Raw genomic sequence first — 16,518 nt, forward strand, 5'->3', positions numbered from 1 at the left:
TATTAGTAAATTTTATTAGTCGATTTGTTAATCGATTAATTCAATACGTAACGTTTTTCGGAAATACGTTGCATTGGCGACCAGAATAATCGGTTGCTTAAAACAACAATCAAGCTCATAACAGTTACGCCAACTAAAGTGCGCGCAGAATCTCCTAAAGTGGTTGCATTAGTAATATATGCACCCAAACCCTGAGTTTCCATGTGGTTCTTTCCATATTCCACAATCTCAGACACAATCGAAGCATTCCATGCACCGCCTGCAGCTGTAATACCGCCAGTGCACCATGAACCGAAAATAGACGGCAAAATAAGCGTCTTCCATCGCAAAGTACGATCCAAGCGGAAGCTGCGCGTCATTTCACGCAAATCATCAGGAATAGCACTAGCACCTGCAATAACATTGAACAGAATGTACCATTGCGTGCCAAGAGCCATCAAAATAATGCTTCCCCAACCAAGATCAATATGCCAAGCCATAAACCAAGCCATAGCAAACGGGAATATGAAGTTTGCTGGGAAGCTAGCAAGAATTTGCACTATAGGCTGCATAATACGCGAAATCTTAGGATTCATGCCGATTACAACACCAACAGGAACCCAAATAAGCGAGCTTATTAAAATCAACGCAGCAACGCGCATAAAAGTGATGCCACCAAGCATGCCTGCAGTAATAAACTCATGCAAACCTGCAGTTGTATACACAAAGTAAAGCATATGAGCAGCGCCAGCAGCCACAATAATTATCATAATAACGTTAAATACCCAATCACCAAGCTTATGCTGAGCAGCCTTATGAGGCCACTTGGAGCCTGTGCGACCGAATGGGCGCGTTACTTTTTCGAGCCACTCGCGAATTGGCAAAAACAGTTTACTAATAACTTCATCTGCATGAGAGTGACGAATAAGAGTCAAAATAGCACTGTGACGCTCATTATCAGATGCGCTTTGCGTAATACGGAAACGCTCAGCCCAAGCTGTAAGCGGTTTCCATAAGAAGAAGTCAAGTGCCAAAACAACAATCACCATCGACAAAATAGCCCACCAAATAAGACCAAGCTTATTTTCGGCAGCAGCTTGTGCCACAAAACTACCGATGCCAGGAAGAGCGTAAGTGTGATTATTTACGGAAATCATTTCCGAAGCTGTAAGGAAGAACCATCCGCCTCCAACAGACATCATGCAATTCCAAAGCAGCGGAATCATTGCGTTAGGCATGTCTAGCACCCAGAAACGTTGCCAATGCGTGAGTTGCAAACTACGAACTGCCTCATCCAGTTCCTTTGGCTCGCTGAGCAGCGAACGGTGGAACGAAAAAGTCATATTCCATGCTTGACTTGTAAAAATAGCAAAAATCGAAGCGGCTTCAACACCAAGCATCGATCCAGGGAAAATTACCAACCAAATAGTGACAGTTGCCGAAAGGAAGCCAAGAATTGGAACTGATTGCAAAATATCTAGAAGAGGAATAAGCACCTTGCCAAGCCTACGACTGCGAGCTGCAAGAGAGCCATAAACAATAGTAAAGATAAGAGATGCAACTAATGCGATCAGCATGCGAAATACTGAGCGCAAAGTGTAGTAAGGCAGATTGATTAAGTCCGTGGACACCTTAGATGGTATGCCACTTGGACCAATCGGCTGATTTATGCGTTGAATAAGGAAGGCAGTTACGCCAAAAACGGCAATAATGCCAACGCACACAATAATATCCGACCAGAAACGAGTGTTCTCGTCGACTTGCGCGCCTGCGCTTTCTTTGCGCGAAGTTGTAAATACGGTCATAATAAAGTCCTCGAATATTTAGATTTTCGTAAATTCTTTCGTAAATATCTGCGTAACTTTTCTTGTGTAAATTCTTGCGTAGCCGTATCACCATTGATTACGTTACAGGCGCAAATAACTAGAACTCACGTTTTAACTCCACAAATTATATTTCGTAAGTTATATTTCGTAAGTTATATATTTCGCAAGTTTTGCAACCTAAATTCGGCGATTGCCGGCTTCATATATTCAGGAGGAACATCCGAACTACTACTGCCAATAGTGTCGGAGCCTTCATCAGTACGAGTACTAGAATTATGGCTTTTACTGTCATGTTTCACGGCAAATCACCTCCTTAAGTTAGTGCGCTGCCGGCGCAAATCTTCATCATTGAATCGGAGGTCTACAAGAGAACAGAGGCGCACCAAAACACACAAACGCATGCTAAGCGTGCCACGTCGTTCAAGCTTCAGCTTCGCAGGGCGGTGGCGTTGCATTAGTCGAAGCCTTGAATTCGACAACGACTGTTAACCAGCGTGCAGTGTCTCCACTGTGTTGCGGCAGCAACCCGTATCCCCGTGGTAGCCTTACCTACCGACCGTGCTCATTATAAATTATTGTTGCAACTGTGTCAACATGCAGCAAAACATATTGCGATGCATTTGAAACTTACAAAACTCAACGACAGATGCTAAACAAAAAGCCTCTTGGTGAATTAACGCCAAGAGGCTTATAAATCAACAATCGCTAAAAACGATTGCCTATATGACTACTATCTTACTTGCGATGAGCGCGATAGAAGCGAATCAAGCTCTGGGTAGAAGCATCCTGAGCTGCCAAAGCATCATCATCCTTAGAGATTGCAGGAGTAATCTGCTTTGCAAGCTGCTTACCAAGCTCCACACCCCACTGATCGTAGGAATCCAAGCCCCACACAGTGCCTTCAACGAAGGTAATGTGCTCGTAGAGAGCAATAAGCTCGCCCAAGCTAAATGGAGTCAAAGAATCGCCGAAAATGGACGTGGTTGGACGGTTGCCCTTGAACACGCGAGCTGGCACAATCTCTTCTGGAGTGCCTTCAGCGCGAACTTCGTCAGCAGTCTTGCCGAAAGCAAGAGCCTTAGTCTGTGCAAGGTAATTGCCCAAGAAGAGCTCGTGCACATCCTGATCGCCATCCTTAGTAGGATTTGGCGTGTTCACGAAAGCAATGAAGTCAGCTGGAATAAGCTGAGTGCCCTGGTGAATCAACTGGTAGAAAGCGTGCTGGCCGTTGGTGCCTGGCTCGCCCCAGAAGATTTCGCCGGTTTCGCTTGTTACAGGAGTGCCGTCCCAGCGCACAGACTTACCGTTGGATTCCATGGTGAGCTGCTGCAAATAAGCTGGGAAGCGGTGCAAGTACTGATCGTATGGAAGCACAGCGTGAGAAGCAACCTTGTAGAAGTTGCGGTACCAAACGTTGAGCATACCGAGAAGCACAACAACATTCTTCTCGAATGGAGTCTCAGCGAAGTAGGTATCGATTGCGTGGAAGCCCTTCAAGAACTCTTCGAAGCGCTCTGGGCCGAGGACAACAGCCAAAGAAGTGCCGACAGCGGAATCCACAGAGTAACGACCGCCAACCCAGTTCCAGAAGCCAAAAGCGTTGGTTGGGTTAATGCCGAACTCTTCAACCTTTTCGAGGTTGGTGGAAACAGCCACGAAGTGCTTAGCAACAGCTTCAGCCTTCTTTGCGTCGCTTCCGTCAATAGCGCCGGACTCCTGAAGCTTGTTAAGCAACCAGGTACGAGCGGTGCGAGCGTTAGTCAAAGTCTCCAAAGTGGTGAAGGTCTTGGAAACAATGATGAAAAGCGTGGTTTCTGGATCCAAATCCTTGGTCTTTTCTGCCATGTCGTTTGGATCAATGTTAGAAACGTAGCGAGCGCTAATGCCGGCGTCAGCATATGGCTTCAAGGCTTCGTAAACCATGACTGGACCCAAGTCAGAACCACCGATACCAATGTTTACAACAGTCTTGATGTTCTTGCCGGTAACGCCCTTCCAAGCGCCGGAACGAACTTCGTTAGCGAAATCGTAAATGCGACCCAATACTTCACGCACGTCTGCAACGGTATCTTGACCATCAACAATGAACTTGCCAGCATCCTCTGCAGGACGACGCAAAGCAGTGTGCAGAACTGCACGATCTTCTGTATTGTTAATGTGCACACCGGTGTACATTGCCTTGGTGCGCTCATCAAGCTTAACTGCCTTTGCAAGGTCTGCGAAAAGCTTAAGAGTTTCAGGCTTAATTAAATTCTTAGAAAGATCGAAGTGGAGATCTCCAGCTTCGAAGCTCAACTTATCCACGCGATTTGCATCCTCGGCAAACCACTTCTTCAGGCAAACGCCTTCTGATTGCAACTCGTCGTAATGCTTCTGCAATGCAGCCCACTCTGGGGTTTTTACGGCGTCAACTGGCGGATTGATGGCCATTTCTAGGTCCTTTCATTTCTTCAACTTACGTGACAGCAATCGTCACTATAGTCCAATTCACAAGATACTCACAAAAGCAGACAGAAACACGCGAAGCTTAACACAAAAATGAACACAATCACACTGATAATTCGCGGCGCGCCAAAGTGGACAAATTTAAAAAAATACGATAAAATGTTTTTCTTGTGCGCGAGTCGCGAATGCGTCTCGGGCAACAATGCCGCTTTAGCTCAGTCGGTAGAGCGTCTCCCTCGTAATGAGAAGGTCGACAGTTCGATTCTGTCAAGCGGCTCTCTGACTCACTCGAGTGTATTAATACTTTTGATTTGTTTTTATTCGCTCGATTATTTATATGAGTCTATGCGCGAGTGGCGGAATGGTAGACGCGCAGGATTTAGGTTCCTGTGTCTTACGACGTGTGGGTTCAAGTCCCATCTCGCGCACGAAATTTTCGCTTACTCAGTAATAAATAATGCTTTCAACTCTGGCAAAAGAGCGCGCAAAGCATTACCTCTGTGAGAAATAGCATTCTTTTCTTCTTGAGTCAACTCTGCGCTAGTCAAACCTTTCATTTGCACACCATCGCGAATAGGCTGAATATCTGGCACAAATAGCGGATCATAGCCGAAACCGTTAGTTCCGTGCTCCTCGCGCAACAAGTGACCAACCATTTCTCCGACTCGAACAGTCTCAAAGCCGTGAGAATGCGACATAACACTGCCTTCAGGAACCTCACTGCACCCATCCGGAATAGCAAGAGCTGCAGCACAACGAAAACGAGCAGTACGACATTGATCTGGAATATCAGAAAGTTGGCGCAAAAGAAGCTCATTATTAGCTTTATCATCTCCATGAACACCACTCCACCTGGCAGAAAGAATACCAGGTGCAGCACCAAGCACGTCGACAATAAGACCCGAATCGTCTGCAATAGCTGGATAACCTGTTCTTGCAGCAACATCACGCGCTTTGAGCAAAGCATTCTGTTCAAAAGTTACGCCAGTTTCCACAGGATCAGGCAAACCAAGAGAACCTGCAGTTACTAACTCGAAACTGTTTGCCAGCTTCGACAATTGCTCCTCTAAAATTTGCTTGATTTCAACGAGTTTTCCCTCATTATGTGTTGCCACAATAAGCTTCACGCCCGTTCTCCTTCAATCTCTTCTATTTTGCTAAAGCGGCTTTTTGAGCAGCTTGCAATTCGCGATTACCTTTAGTTGCCAAATCAAGTAACGTATTTAATTCGTCGCGATTAAACGGACGATGTTCTGCAGTGCCTTGAATTTCAATGAAAGTGCCGGAACCTGTCATAGCTACGTTCATATCTGTCATAGCTTGACTGTCTTCAACATAAGGCAAATCAAGCATAGGCGTGCCGTTAATAACGCCTACAGAAACAGCGGAAATAGAATCCTTAATAACACTTGCAGCAGAGCGAATATGACCATTCTTTTCTGCCCAATTAAGCGCATCTACCAAAGCTACATAAGCTCCGGTTACGGAAGCAGTACGAGTTCCACCATCCGCTTGCAACACGTCGCAATCAATCTGAATCTGGCACTCACCCATTGCTTTCATATCGACTACACCGCGCAAGCAGCGACCAATAAGACGACTAATTTCGTGAGTACGACCACCAATTTTTCCACGCACAGATTCGCGATCAGTTCGCTCAGCTGTTGCTCTAGGAAGCATAGAATATTCGGCAGTTACCCAACCCAAACCGGAATCTCTACGCCAACGAGGCACACCAACCGTAAAAGTTGCAGTGCACATTACGCGCGTATTACCGCACTCAATAAGCACAGAACCTTCAGGAACATCAGTAAATTTACGTGTTATGCGCACAGGTCTCAGCTCGTCAACATTACGACCGTCAACGCGAATTGGTTTTACAGATTCCAGCATATCCTTGATTTGAGTCATACCTCACAAATTTAGCACGTGGCTGTTATCTTCTATTTCATCTTCTTAACGCGCAGCAATTTTGTACTAAAGCTGCTCAGAAAGCTCCATCCACTCATCCTCAAGAGCACTGGTTTCTTGCTCGTTTTTTTGAAGATCTTCGTTAAGAGATTGAAGCCCAACAAAGTCACTTGGGTTGTGTGTAGCCATCTGCTCCTCAATTTGCGACTTTTCTTCTTCAAGCTTTGAAAGTTTTCGCTCGATTGCAGAAACTCGCCTTGCAACATCGTGATAGGCTTTGCCGGTGAGTTTCGGCGCACTTTCTGTACTTTCTGAACTTTCTTGGCTTTCTTTGGTTGCAAAATTCGCAGTGTTTGAAACGCCAGCAGTACTTGAAGTTCCAGTAGTACTAGTAGTACTCGCAGTACTAGTGTTACTAGCAGCGCCACTAATATTCTTAGCACTAATGCTATTTTCGTGATCGCGCTGCAACTTTTCTACAATTTGCAAATACTCATCTACACCGCCTGGAAGGTGACGAATTTTGCCGTCAATAAGCGCAAATTGCTGGTCTGTTACGCGCTCAAGCAAGTAGCGATCGTGCGAAACAACAATCAAAGTGCCAGGCCAAGTATCGAGCAAATCTTCCATAACTGCAAGCATGTCAGTGTCGAGATCGTTTCCAGGCTCATCCATAATCAGCACGTTTGGCTCGTTTAGCAAAATCAGCAGCAACTGCATACGTCGCTTTTGACCGCCCGAAAGATCCGCAATTGGTGTCATAAGCTGCTCAGGCTTAAAACCAAGCCTTTCCATAAGCTGACCTGGAGTCACTTCTTTGCCATCGATAATATAGCTAGGCTTATAGCGACTTAAAACTTCTTTTACTTTATATTTTCCAAGCTTTTCAAGCTCTTCTAGCCGCTGCGAAAGCACGGCAAATTTTACAGTCTTGCCAATATTTACGTGTCCAAGCGTAGGCTTTAGAGATCCGTCAATAATGCTTAATAATGTCGACTTTCCTGCTCCATTCGCGCCCACAATTCCAAAACGATCGCCTGGTCCTATAAGCCAAGTTGCATCGTCTAAAATCATGCGTCCAGTAATAGTTTTGCGAGATGCAGCTGAAGTTTCTGAAATGTTTTGCGCGCTCGTAGCAGTATTTTCCGCAGCATTTTCCGCAGAATTTTCCGCAGAATTTTCTTGATTTTCGTCAACGGCAATAGTAACGCTTCCTACGTGAGTTGGTTGCGCAAAAGCAGATTCTACGATATCGACTTTATTTGATTTTTCTGCATTCGATTCAAACGAAGATGCGTTTTCTGCAATATCCGGATCGATATTTTTTAGCTGCTGAGCGTTGTCGAAAATTTGCGTAACGTCAATTAAATCAACAACTTGCTTACCAAGACGCGAAGTTGCCATTTTCTTCAATTCAAGAGTGTCTCTTAGCGGCGGCACATCTGCAATAAGCTCGCGCGCTTGCTTTACGTGGAACTTTTGCTTAGTAGAACGCGCACGAGCACCCCTAGAAAGCCAAGCTAACTCTTTTCTCGCCAAATTCCTGCGACGCTCTTCGCGCACATCCGCTTGGCGTTCGCGCTCAACTCGCTGAAGCATGTACGCACTGTAACCGCCTTCAAACGGATCTATTACGCCGTCGTGCACTTCCCACATCGAAGTGCAAACTTCGTCCAAGAACCAGCGGTCGTGCGTCACAATCAAAAGCGCACCTTGACCGTCCTGCCAGCGGTGAAGAAGATGTTCCGCAAGCCAATGAATCGTCACAACATCCAAATGATTCGTAGGCTCATCCAAAGCCAAAATATCCCAGTCGTGCAACAACAATCTTGCTAAATCTGCGCGCCTGCGCTGACCTCCAGAAAGCGTGCCTACTTTCGCTTCCAAATTTATGCCGCCAAGAAGCGCTTCTACAATTTCGCGCGAACGCTGATCTGCAGCCCATTCGTAATCTTCGCGATTTTCAAGAGCAGCCTCGCGCACAGTTGCGTTATCGTCCAATGGATCGCGCTGGTCCAACATGCCAAAAGTAAGCCCACCACGCTTCGTAACGCGACCAGAATCAGGTTGCATTTTACCGGCAAGTAGTCGAAGTAGCGTTGACTTTCCGTCGCCATTTTTTCCAACAATACCGATTCTGTCGCCTTCAAAAACACCTTGAGTTACATCTGTAAAAATCGTTTTTGTAGCAAATTCTAGCGAAACTCGTTCTAATCCCAAATCATACGTAGGCATAATCCACAAATATAGCTGGACACTTATACGAAAGGGTATAGAGAGAATATGGAAAAAATGCGAGCGCAAATGCGAGCGCGAAGCTTCAAAGCGCTTGTGTTGGTAGTGGACTATAATAATACGTGCTATGAAAACTCAGAACAATCAACAGAATCAACAAAATCAACAGAATATGCAGAGCAAACACAATCAAAATAATCAAAACAACTCACATGCGCAACACAACGAAGATGGAGTTTTGAGATTAGATGGCGATGAAACTCGCCCTGGAGATCCAACGCAGGAACTTTTAAACGCTTTAGGCACAACTATTTCGCCGGATCTTTTAGTAGAAGCACTCACCCACCGCTCGTTCTCGCACGAGCATCCTGGCACACGAAATTATGAGCGACTTGAGTTTTTGGGCGATGCTGTTCTTGAGTTAGTTTCTACGGAAACGCTGTTTTCTGCACATCCCGACATGACTGAAGGTCAGCTTGCGAAGATGCGAGCGAAAGCTGTGTCTGAATGGGCGCTTTCTGCTGTTGCGCGCGAAAAGCTGCATGTTGGCTCGTATATTCTTCTCGGTCGCGGAGAAATGGAGCAGGGCGGAAACAATAAAGATTCAATTTTGTGCGATATTGTTGAGGCGCTTATTGGTGCAACTTTTGTTGAACATGGAATTGATGAAGCTCGCAGAGTTGTGCATCGTTTGATTGACGACACTTTGGCTGAAGTGCTAACTGAAGGACCAGCTCTAGATTGGAAGACTTCGCTTACAGTCAAAGCTCACGATATGGGTTTGGAAGATCCAGAGTATCGAATGGCTGTTTCTGGGCCAGAATACGCTCCAGTATTTGAAGCTCGCGCGGTTTTGGCGCATAAGGATGGCGACGAAGTGCTGGGAGTCGGAAGTGGCTCTAGCAAACGAAAAGCGCAACTTGCAGCCGCCGAAATCGCTTGGCACGCACTCGACGCGCGCGCGAATTCCACTAAAAAGTGAATGCTCCAAACACGAGGTAATGCTCTCACAAATGGAGCGCAGCGCAACAATAAACCCTCCAAAAGCGAGATAAAATTCCCACGTTTGGAGCGCCACACAACCCAAAACCCTCCAAATGCGGGGAATCTGTCTCACGTTTGGAGCGCTGCCCTCACGGCTAATCGCCGTTCGGCTGAGCTTGCGTTGAAAGCACACTGTGCTTTCAACTTGAGCAAGCTCACGCTCCAAGTTGCTTTCGCGCGCGCAATGCTGCGCTCAAGCAAGTCGTCGCGCTAGCAACACCCAACCTCACAGCCATATAAACTAAAACAATACGCAAGAAAAAGAAAAACCCTGCCACCCGTCGATGGCAGGGTTTCTGTTAATAAAACCTACTTGGTGTGCTCGGAGCGAATAGCTTCACGGTAAACACGACCACGGAAGGTTCCGCAAGATGGGCAAGCCATGTGTGGGAATGCCTGAGAACCGCAGTTCGGGCAAGTCACAGTCTGCACGGCAGACGCCTTCCAATTAGCGCGACGCGAATGCGTATTAGCACGCGAGGTCTTGTACTTAGGCAGTGCCATAATTCTTTCCTCTATTTCGTTCAATCGATTGAGCTTAAGCGTTCTGTATATTACAGCAAGCGCCGTACAAATTGCGCAACCTAATTTCTCTTTAGTGCGACAGAAACTTTACAAACGTGCGCAGTTTATGCCGCTTTTCAGCCCAAAAACGACCTTTTCTTTACACTACTGTAAAGTTTCGGTCGGGAATCAGCTCAAAAACGGCAGAAACTTTACAAACGCGCGCAGTTTATGCCGCTTTCCAGCCCAAAAACGGCAGAAACTTTACAAGCGCGCGCTCTAAGCGCTCGCTACGAAACTCGCGTTGGAAGTCCACTGGACTTCCAACCTAAGCGAGTTTCCGCTCCGAGTTGCCTTCGCGCGCTAAATCGCAGCGCTCAGGCAGGTCGTCGCGCTCTTCATTCTGCTCAAGCTGAGCTTTCAAATCCTCTAAAGCAGCAAAACGAATATCCGTAACGTCGTGATGATGATCTGGATGCTCGTTTAAGTTTTCGCCACACTGAGAACAAAGTCCGCGGCAATCCGGCTCGCATAACGGCTGCAACGGCAACTCACTTACCATCGTGTCGCGAATAAGAGCCTCAATATCCGCAAAATCGCCACCCGCAACTAGCGGATACACATTGCCCGACTCGTCATTTTCATCCCAAATTTGCGATTCAGCTTCATCCGCATCGCCACGAGTATTGCGATTATCAGAACGATTAGAACGCGAGTCAGCATATGGGAAGAATACGCACACATCCACTTTCCAATCGCGACGAAGCGGCATCAAGCATCGAGTACATTCTGCATGCACCGGAGCAGTAATACTGCCCTGAAACATTAAGCCGTCAACCACAGCATCAAAATCGCCATCAACCATAACATCGCTGCCTGGCTTTACGCCAATAACGTAATCCCCAATGCCTTCCGGCGCCGGAAATACGCGATGCAACGACATGCTACTACCAGCACGCGCAGCCATTTGCGCTACTGGAACAGCCCATGGTGATTGGGATGGATGCGAAGCCATTACTAATTCCTTTCCTCTTCATCATCGTCATACAATGATGAGCTAATGTCGTTTTGCACGTGTGCTGCAGCTCGACGACGATCTTCTAACACTCGCTGACCCGCTTGCACGTCTTGCTCTAATTTATCTAGCTGCTGCTTTAAGCCTTCCATAACAGTTGCGCAATACTGATCCGCACCTTGAGTAAGCTTGTCTGATTTTGCTTGCGCAGTAGCGAGAATATCGCGAGCTTTCTGTTTTGCTAAAGCCGTTACGTTTTCTTGGCCTGCTAAGAATTGAGCACGCTCTTGCGCTTCTTCAATTATTTCTGCAGATTGAGATTGCGCTGAGGAAACAATAGAGCTTGCTTGTGCTTGCGCTGTACGCAAACGTCGCTCTGCTTCTCGCATTAATGCAGACGCTCGCTCCAATTGCACAGGAAGCATATCTTTCAAACGTGCTAACTGGTCAACGAACTCATCGCGATCAATTTTTACCATTCCTGCAGCAAACAGAACATTCTTTGCTTCCGAAAGCGTTGCTTCCATTGCGTCAATAATGTCGTAAACTGTAGTAAATTCAGCGCGGCTCTTTGAACGCACTTCATCGCTTACTGCTTCTGCATCTGCTTTTGAAGTTTCAGATTCATGTTCTTCAAAGTCAATAACGCCATCGTCTTCTCGCTCTCGTAAATCTGGAAGAGGGAAAGCAGAAAATGCTGACGAAGAAGCTGCTTTGCTATTTTTATTGTTCTTATTTGCACTATCAGCGCCATTACCACGCACATCTTCCGCAGCAGAAACACTTCCGACTGCTGCAACAGATGACGTTTCTGTGTTGTCAGCATCTGTATCAACTAATAGGTCGCCTTCACGCGCACTTCGCACGTCGGATTGCGTTGTATTTACAACGCCGTCTTGAGCATCTTCTTCATCTGCGAGAACTGGATGCAATGGAAGCTTTTGATTGCGATCAACTTGCACTTCGCGCTCCATCGTGTCGTCTCCTTCACTAGATAATCCAGAAGTTGCGTCAGTAAGTTCATTTTTATTTGTCATCTTCTACTCTCCTGTTCAATTGTTCAGCATAGGTGAATTGTTATCTACGCCTAATGATTGTTCATTAAAAAGCTTTTTTAATAAGGGTATTACGTTATCTGGAACCATGCCAGTAACATTTCCACCATGACGAGCAACATCTTTAACCACAGAGCTTGAAACATGCTCAAGCACAGGATCAGCAGGCAGGAAAAGCGTTTCGATACCTGCTAATTTGCGATTCACTAGCGCCATTCCAAGTTCTGCCTCATAATCACCGTTTTGACGTAAGCCTTTTACGATTACTGTAGCACCAACTTTTGTACAGTAGTCAGTAATCAAACCAGCTGTTGAAGTTACTACTATTTTGCAATCGCGATTGAAGCTATTTTTAGATTGCGGCAAATTATTTATTGCTTCTTGAATAATTTTTACGCGCTCAGATTCAGAAAATAACGGAGTCTTTGCAGCATTTACCGCAACTAGCACATGTACTTCATCAAATAGATGCGTACAACGTTGTATTACGTCTAAATGGCCGGCAGTGACTGGATCATACGAGCCGGGGCACACAGCTATAGTCATGCTCTTAGATTATCACCCATTGTGCTCAGAACAAAAATATATTAATAAAATAGCGTTACTTTTATCGTTAAAGATAGAAGTAACGCTGATATTTAATATAAATTGCTTAAATACGCAACATAATTACTTAAAAATTAAACTTTCCTAATTCCTCGTATATGCGCTTGCATTCAGGGCAAACTGGGTAGTCATTTGCTTCGTGTCGAGGAATCCACACTTTACCGCACAAAGCTACTACTGGTCGACCAGTTAAGCGCGACTCTTCAATTTTGTCTTTTGACACATAGTGCGCAAAACGATCTGCATTGCCACCGTCATCTAGACGAGCATCTTCGTCAACTTCCGGACGTTCTAGAACAGAAGTGCTTGTGCCGGAACCAGAGTCTGGATCTGCGGATTGCGAACCAGATTCCATAACAGCATCTAACGCATTATCTGCTTCTAAAGATGAAAACATCTCGCATCCTTTCGTAACGCATTGTGTAACGAATTTCGTAACGAATTTCGTAGCGCACTAAAATTTAATTGAATTTTATTCGCAAAACCAAGCATAAAGCATTATCGCAACAAACGCTCAAAAAGCTGTCGGAAACGCTAGTCTTTACGTTTTACAGTACTTGAATTTCTGTTGGTATTGCAGGGTCTCCGCGCATCAAACTTTGCGCAGCCAAAGGCAAACGCTTTAAAGCAGAAGCGCAATAATCTTGGGCGCGCATAATCGCATCGTGACCCATAAATTGTTCGTCAGCTTCACCGTCGACCATGTAATCAACTAGCAGATTTTCCCACGAATCCTTAGGCTTAAACTGAGCGAGCGCAACTTCCGAACCGGAAATCACGTGTTCGCAATCAGCTACACCGCAAGAATCGTTGCTGTAATCGTATGAACGATACGCCAACTTACGTCCAGGCACAGTCGCTTTATTCTTAGAACGCTTGGCAACAGGCTGCATTACACCATCTGCTCCCTCGCGCTCAGTAAGCTTATAAACCATTGCGCAAGTTGGAGCGCCGGAACCGGTTACAAGCATTGTGCCGATGCCGTAAGAATCCACAGGCGCATTTTGTAAGGAAGCAAGAGCGTACTCGTCCAAATCGTTCGTAACTGTAATCTTTGTGTTTTTAGCACCCAATTCGTCGAGCTGATTCCTAACGCGACGAGCCAGAGCGCACAAATCTCCAGAATCAATACGAATTCCGCCAAGATCTGGACCTGCAACTTCCACAGCTGTCTTTACAGCTTCCTCAATATTATAAGTGTCAACAAGAAGCGTAGTGCCTTTGCCAAGAGCTGCAATTTGAGAAGTGAAAGCGTCACGCTCAGTGTCGTGAACAAGAGTGAAGCAGTGAGCTGCGGTTCCGATTGCCTTTAAACCGTAAAGTTTTGCAGCCAACAGATTTGCGGTACCTTTAAAACCGCCAATTACTGCGGCACGAGATGCAGCAACTGCAGAATATTCGTTTGTGCGGCGGCCGCCCATATCCATGCAAGGACGACCTGCGGAAGCAGAAACCATGCGAGCTGCAGCAGACGCAACAGCGCAATCGTAATTGAGAACAGAAAGCAGAAGAGTTTCGAGCAAAGTGCACTCGCCGAAAGTGCCTTCTACTTGCAAAATTGGCGAGTTAGGGAAGAACATCTCGCCTTCGCGATAACCGGAAATTTTACCGCGGAATCGGAAATTTTTCAGCCATTCAATAGTTTCTGCGCTAACAATTTTGCGATCGCTTAAGAAACGTAAATCATCTTCCGAAAGATGGAATTTTTGCAACTCTTCCAAAATGCGACCCATGCCAGCAACAACTCCGTAACGACGGCCTTGAGGCAAGTGGCGCGTAAAAATTTCAAAAACGCATTTGCGATTTGCAGTGCCGTCTTTAAGAGCAGCGTCGAGCATAGTGTATTCATACATGTCCGTCATAAGAGCAGATGAAATCTCAGCCATGATATTCCTTTCAGTAACGAACAAAATAAAAACAGCTAGGTAATAGATAAGTAGTAGATATGAATCTAATTGGATTGCTAAAGCTAAATCTAAAACCAAATCGCAATAATTGTATCGCTAGCTAAAGAACCGACGCACGAAACAGCAAAGCCGACAATTACTTTACGTAGTTGTAAAGAAAAAGTCGAAATATCGCCAAAAAACGACAATTACTTTACGTAGTTGTAAAGAAAAATACGTAGTTGTAAAGGAAATAACGCGTGGAGGCGCGCGCGGTGGACTATAGTCAAGTGCGTATAATAGCAATTATGCTTAATAAGAGTTTGAACGAAGAGACTGCAAAAGTTACTAAAGCCGCAGAAAACCTGCACTTATACAACACGGCTTCACATTCAACGAATACTTTCGTACCTAAAAAGCCTGGTCAAGTAGGCATGTACGTGTGCGGAGCCACAGTGCAAAGTTCTCCACATATTGGCCATATTCGCGCAGCGATCGCATTCGATATAATCCGTCGCTGGATGCTGCGTTTAGGATACAAAGTCACGTTTGTTAGAAACGTCACAGATATTGACGACAAAATTATGAAAAAAGCCAATGAATCAGGGCAAAATTGGTGGGAGCGAGCATATATTTACGAGCGCGAATTTACAAAATCCTACAATACTTTGGGAGTTCTTGCGCCAACAGTTGAGCCGCGCGCAACAGGACATATTACAGACATGGTTGAGCTGATTGAGCGTTTGATTGAACGCGGTCACGCATATGTTATTAAAGACAACGACGGAAATCCTACTGGAAATGTTTATTTTGACGTGCCAAGTTGGGAGCATTACGGCGAATTAACGCACCAAAATCAGAACCAAAATGAAACTTGCGCAGACGAAGCCGCAGCTATCGCAGACGCAAAGGGTCCGAGCGTAGACGCTGCCGAAAACGATATTTACAATCCAACAGATCCTGCAGATGCTTCACCAGACAAACACGATCCTAGGGATTTCGCACTTTGGAAAGCACCTTGCGATTTCGATCAGCCGGACGCGCGCTGGAAAACTCCTTTTGGCGAGGGACGCCCTGGTTGGCATATTGAATGCTCTGCTATGAGCCATCGATATCTTGGCGACGATTTCGATATTCACGGAGGCGGACTGGATTTGCGCTTCCCTCATCACGAAAACGAAATGGCACAAACGCGTGCTGCTGGCTGGGAAAGCGCAAATGTGTGGATGCATTCAGCATGGGTTACCGCTAAAGGCGAAAAAATGTCAAAATCGTTGGGAAATGGACTTTCCGTACCAGTAGTTTTGGCGAATAATTCGGCTTGGGTTGTGCGTTATGCTTTGGGAGCAGTGCAATATCGTGCAATGCTGGAGTGGTCCGACCAAGCTTTGGTGGAGTCAAAATCGGCTTACGATCGAATTATGAACTTCCTTGAGAGAGCTGGCAGATTGCTTGACAAGAAGCCAACTTGCGAAGAAGTGCACTCTGTTAATGCAGACGAGCTTCCGGAAGATTTCACTCGCGCTATGAACGATGACATTAACGTTTCTGGCGCAATCGCAGAAATATTTACTACAATTCGTCAAGGAAATGCTCTTATTGACGACTGCAGCAAAGATCCTTCACAAGCACAAAGCGAAAGCGTACAAAAGCTCATATATCTCGCTGTTTTGCAAGTGCGAGCTATGTTAGATACTTTGGGCTTGGATCCTTACGCACAAACGTGGGCTTCGAACGATAATCAATCGTCTGCAGAAGGCTCAAATGGCAAGGAAAGCAAAGAATACTCAGCTTTGGACTCTTTAATTACTTTGCAACTTAAAGCTAGAGCAGATGCTAGAAAAGCAAAGGATTTTGCTACTGCAGATGCTATTCGCGACGCGTTAAATAACGCAGGAATTGTAATTGTCGATACTTCGCAAGGATCATCTTGGCATTTGCAATAAACGAAAGTAACTAAAAAGCAAAAGTATTAGTTAGCAAATCAAGTTAGCAAATCAAGTTAGCAACTG

The 16,518-nt window shown here is 45.7% G+C and carries 14 protein-coding genes, 2 tRNA genes and 1 riboswitch; of the genes, 4 read left to right on the forward strand and 12 right to left on the reverse strand.

The features are described 5' to 3' along the window. Positions 1-35 precede the first annotated feature (35 nt). The 3 genes from AC1EK3_RS03540 to pgi form a co-directional block, all read right to left on the reverse strand. On the reverse strand, positions 36-1,784 hold the full coding sequence (locus AC1EK3_RS03540) for an ABC transporter permease (RefSeq protein WP_480033516.1): 1,749 nt from the start codon (positions 1,782-1,784) through the stop codon (positions 36-38). Positions 1,785-1,957: 173 nt separating this feature from the next. Continuing rightward, entirely contained in the window at positions 1,958-2,104 is a 147-nt protein-coding gene (locus tag AC1EK3_RS03545; RefSeq protein ID WP_480033515.1) for a hypothetical protein, read from the reverse strand. A 104-nt stretch (positions 2,105-2,208) separates the two neighbouring features. Continuing rightward, a riboswitch (M-box (ykoK) riboswitch) is annotated at positions 2,209-2,369 on the reverse strand. 171 nt (positions 2,370-2,540) lie between these two features. Further along, positions 2,541-4,235, reverse strand: coding sequence for a glucose-6-phosphate isomerase (gene pgi / locus AC1EK3_RS03550; protein ID WP_480033514.1), 1,695 nt, complete (start codon positions 4,233-4,235; stop codon positions 2,541-2,543). A gap of 219 nt (positions 4,236-4,454) precedes the next feature. Between pgi and AC1EK3_RS03555 the strand changes: the two genes are divergently transcribed. Together AC1EK3_RS03555 and AC1EK3_RS03560 are read left to right on the forward strand one after the other, a co-directional pair. Beyond that, a tRNA-Thr gene (locus tag AC1EK3_RS03555) sits at positions 4,455-4,527 on the forward strand. 70 nt (positions 4,528-4,597) lie between these two features. Beyond that, positions 4,598-4,678, forward strand: a tRNA-Leu gene (locus AC1EK3_RS03560). Positions 4,679-4,690: 12 nt separating this feature from the next. On the opposite strand, the gene AC1EK3_RS03565 is transcribed toward AC1EK3_RS03560, so the two are convergent. The 3 genes from AC1EK3_RS03565 to AC1EK3_RS03575 form a co-directional block, all read right to left on the reverse strand. After that, on the reverse strand, positions 4,691-5,377 hold the full coding sequence (locus tag AC1EK3_RS03565) for a non-canonical purine NTP pyrophosphatase (RefSeq protein WP_480033513.1): 687 nt from the start codon (positions 5,375-5,377) through the stop codon (positions 4,691-4,693). A gap of 22 nt (positions 5,378-5,399) precedes the next feature. Further along, positions 5,400-6,161 (reverse strand): ribonuclease PH, encoded by a 762-nt coding sequence (rph, locus tag AC1EK3_RS03570; RefSeq protein ID WP_004105347.1) that lies wholly within the window; start codon positions 6,159-6,161, stop codon positions 5,400-5,402. Positions 6,162-6,227: 66 nt separating this feature from the next. After that, the gene (locus tag AC1EK3_RS03575) at positions 6,228-8,396 is read right to left on the reverse strand and encodes an ABC-F family ATP-binding cassette domain-containing protein (protein WP_480033512.1); all 2,169 of its coding nucleotides are present in this window, start codon (positions 8,394-8,396) and stop codon (positions 6,228-6,230) included. Between the two features lie 127 nt (positions 8,397-8,523). Between AC1EK3_RS03575 and rnc the strand changes: the two genes are divergently transcribed. Next, positions 8,524-9,378, forward strand: coding sequence for a ribonuclease III (rnc, locus tag AC1EK3_RS03580; RefSeq protein WP_480033511.1), 855 nt, complete (start codon positions 8,524-8,526; stop codon positions 9,376-9,378). Positions 9,379-9,749: 371 nt separating this feature from the next. Here rnc and rpmF read toward each other — a convergent pair whose 3' ends face one another. The 6 genes from rpmF to AC1EK3_RS03610 all read right to left on the reverse strand — a co-directional run bounded on the left by rpmF (position 9,750) and on the right by AC1EK3_RS03610 (position 14,506). Then, positions 9,750-9,944, reverse strand: coding sequence for a 50S ribosomal protein L32 (gene rpmF / locus AC1EK3_RS03585; RefSeq protein ID WP_004574042.1), 195 nt, complete (start codon positions 9,942-9,944; stop codon positions 9,750-9,752). A 328-nt stretch (positions 9,945-10,272) separates the two neighbouring features. Beyond that, a complete protein-coding gene (locus AC1EK3_RS03590) occupies positions 10,273-10,959 on the reverse strand; it encodes a YceD family protein (RefSeq protein WP_480033510.1) in 687 nt (228 codons plus the stop codon). A 2-nt stretch (positions 10,960-10,961) separates the two neighbouring features. Next, positions 10,962-11,996: an ATP synthase subunit B family protein gene (locus AC1EK3_RS03595; RefSeq protein ID WP_480033509.1), complete on the reverse strand. Its 1,035-nt coding sequence runs from the start codon at positions 11,994-11,996 to the stop codon at positions 10,962-10,964. A gap of 15 nt (positions 11,997-12,011) precedes the next feature. Beyond that, positions 12,012-12,560, reverse strand: a complete 549-nt coding sequence (coaD, locus tag AC1EK3_RS03600) for a pantetheine-phosphate adenylyltransferase (protein ID WP_415687953.1) — start codon at positions 12,558-12,560, stop codon at positions 12,012-12,014. 127 nt (positions 12,561-12,687) lie between these two features. Then, positions 12,688-13,017 (reverse strand): DUF3039 domain-containing protein, encoded by a 330-nt coding sequence (locus AC1EK3_RS03605; RefSeq protein WP_480033508.1) that lies wholly within the window; start codon positions 13,015-13,017, stop codon positions 12,688-12,690. A gap of 151 nt (positions 13,018-13,168) precedes the next feature. Further along, positions 13,169-14,506, reverse strand: coding sequence for a nicotinate phosphoribosyltransferase (locus AC1EK3_RS03610; protein WP_480033507.1), 1,338 nt, complete (start codon positions 14,504-14,506; stop codon positions 13,169-13,171). Between the two features lie 308 nt (positions 14,507-14,814). On the opposite strand from AC1EK3_RS03610, the gene cysS reads away from it, so the two are divergent. Continuing rightward, on the forward strand, positions 14,815-16,452 hold the full coding sequence (gene cysS / locus AC1EK3_RS03615; RefSeq protein ID WP_480033506.1) for a cysteine--tRNA ligase: 1,638 nt from the start codon (positions 14,815-14,817) through the stop codon (positions 16,450-16,452). Positions 16,453-16,518 lie beyond the last annotated feature (66 nt).

The sequence above is a fragment of the Gardnerella sp. C0026F2 genome (genome assembly GCF_056590715.1).

Bases quoted from the DNA above. Each gene is read 5' to 3' on its own strand.
- AC1EK3_RS03540 (WP_480033516.1), bottom strand. From the start codon at position 1,784: ATGACCGTATTTACAACTTCGCGCAAAGAAAGCGCAGGCGCGCAAGTC.
- pgi (WP_480033514.1), bottom strand. From the start codon at position 4,235: ATGGCCATCAATCCGCCAGTTGACGCCGTAAAAACCCCAGAGTGGGCT.
- rph (WP_004105347.1), bottom strand. From the start codon at position 6,161: ATGACTCAAATCAAGGATATGCTGGAATCTGTAAAACCAATTCGCGTT.
- AC1EK3_RS03575 (WP_480033512.1), bottom strand. From the start codon at position 8,396: ATGCCTACGTATGATTTGGGATTAGAACGAGTTTCGCTAGAATTTGCT.
- rnc (WP_480033511.1), top strand. From the start codon at position 8,524: ATGAAAACTCAGAACAATCAACAGAATCAACAAAATCAACAGAATATG.
- rpmF (WP_004574042.1), bottom strand. From the start codon at position 9,944: ATGGCACTGCCTAAGTACAAGACCTCGCGTGCTAATACGCATTCGCGT.
- AC1EK3_RS03590 (WP_480033510.1), bottom strand. From the start codon at position 10,959: ATGGCTTCGCATCCATCCCAATCACCATGGGCTGTTCCAGTAGCGCAA.
- AC1EK3_RS03595 (WP_480033509.1), bottom strand. From the start codon at position 11,996: ATGACAAATAAAAATGAACTTACTGACGCAACTTCTGGATTATCTAGT.
- coaD (WP_415687953.1), bottom strand. From the start codon at position 12,560: ATGACTATAGCTGTGTGCCCCGGCTCGTATGATCCAGTCACTGCCGGC.
- AC1EK3_RS03605 (WP_480033508.1), bottom strand. From the start codon at position 13,017: ATGTTTTCATCTTTAGAAGCAGATAATGCGTTAGATGCTGTTATGGAA.
- AC1EK3_RS03610 (WP_480033507.1), bottom strand. From the start codon at position 14,506: ATGGCTGAGATTTCATCTGCTCTTATGACGGACATGTATGAATACACT.
- cysS (WP_480033506.1), top strand. From the start codon at position 14,815: ATGCTTAATAAGAGTTTGAACGAAGAGACTGCAAAAGTTACTAAAGCC.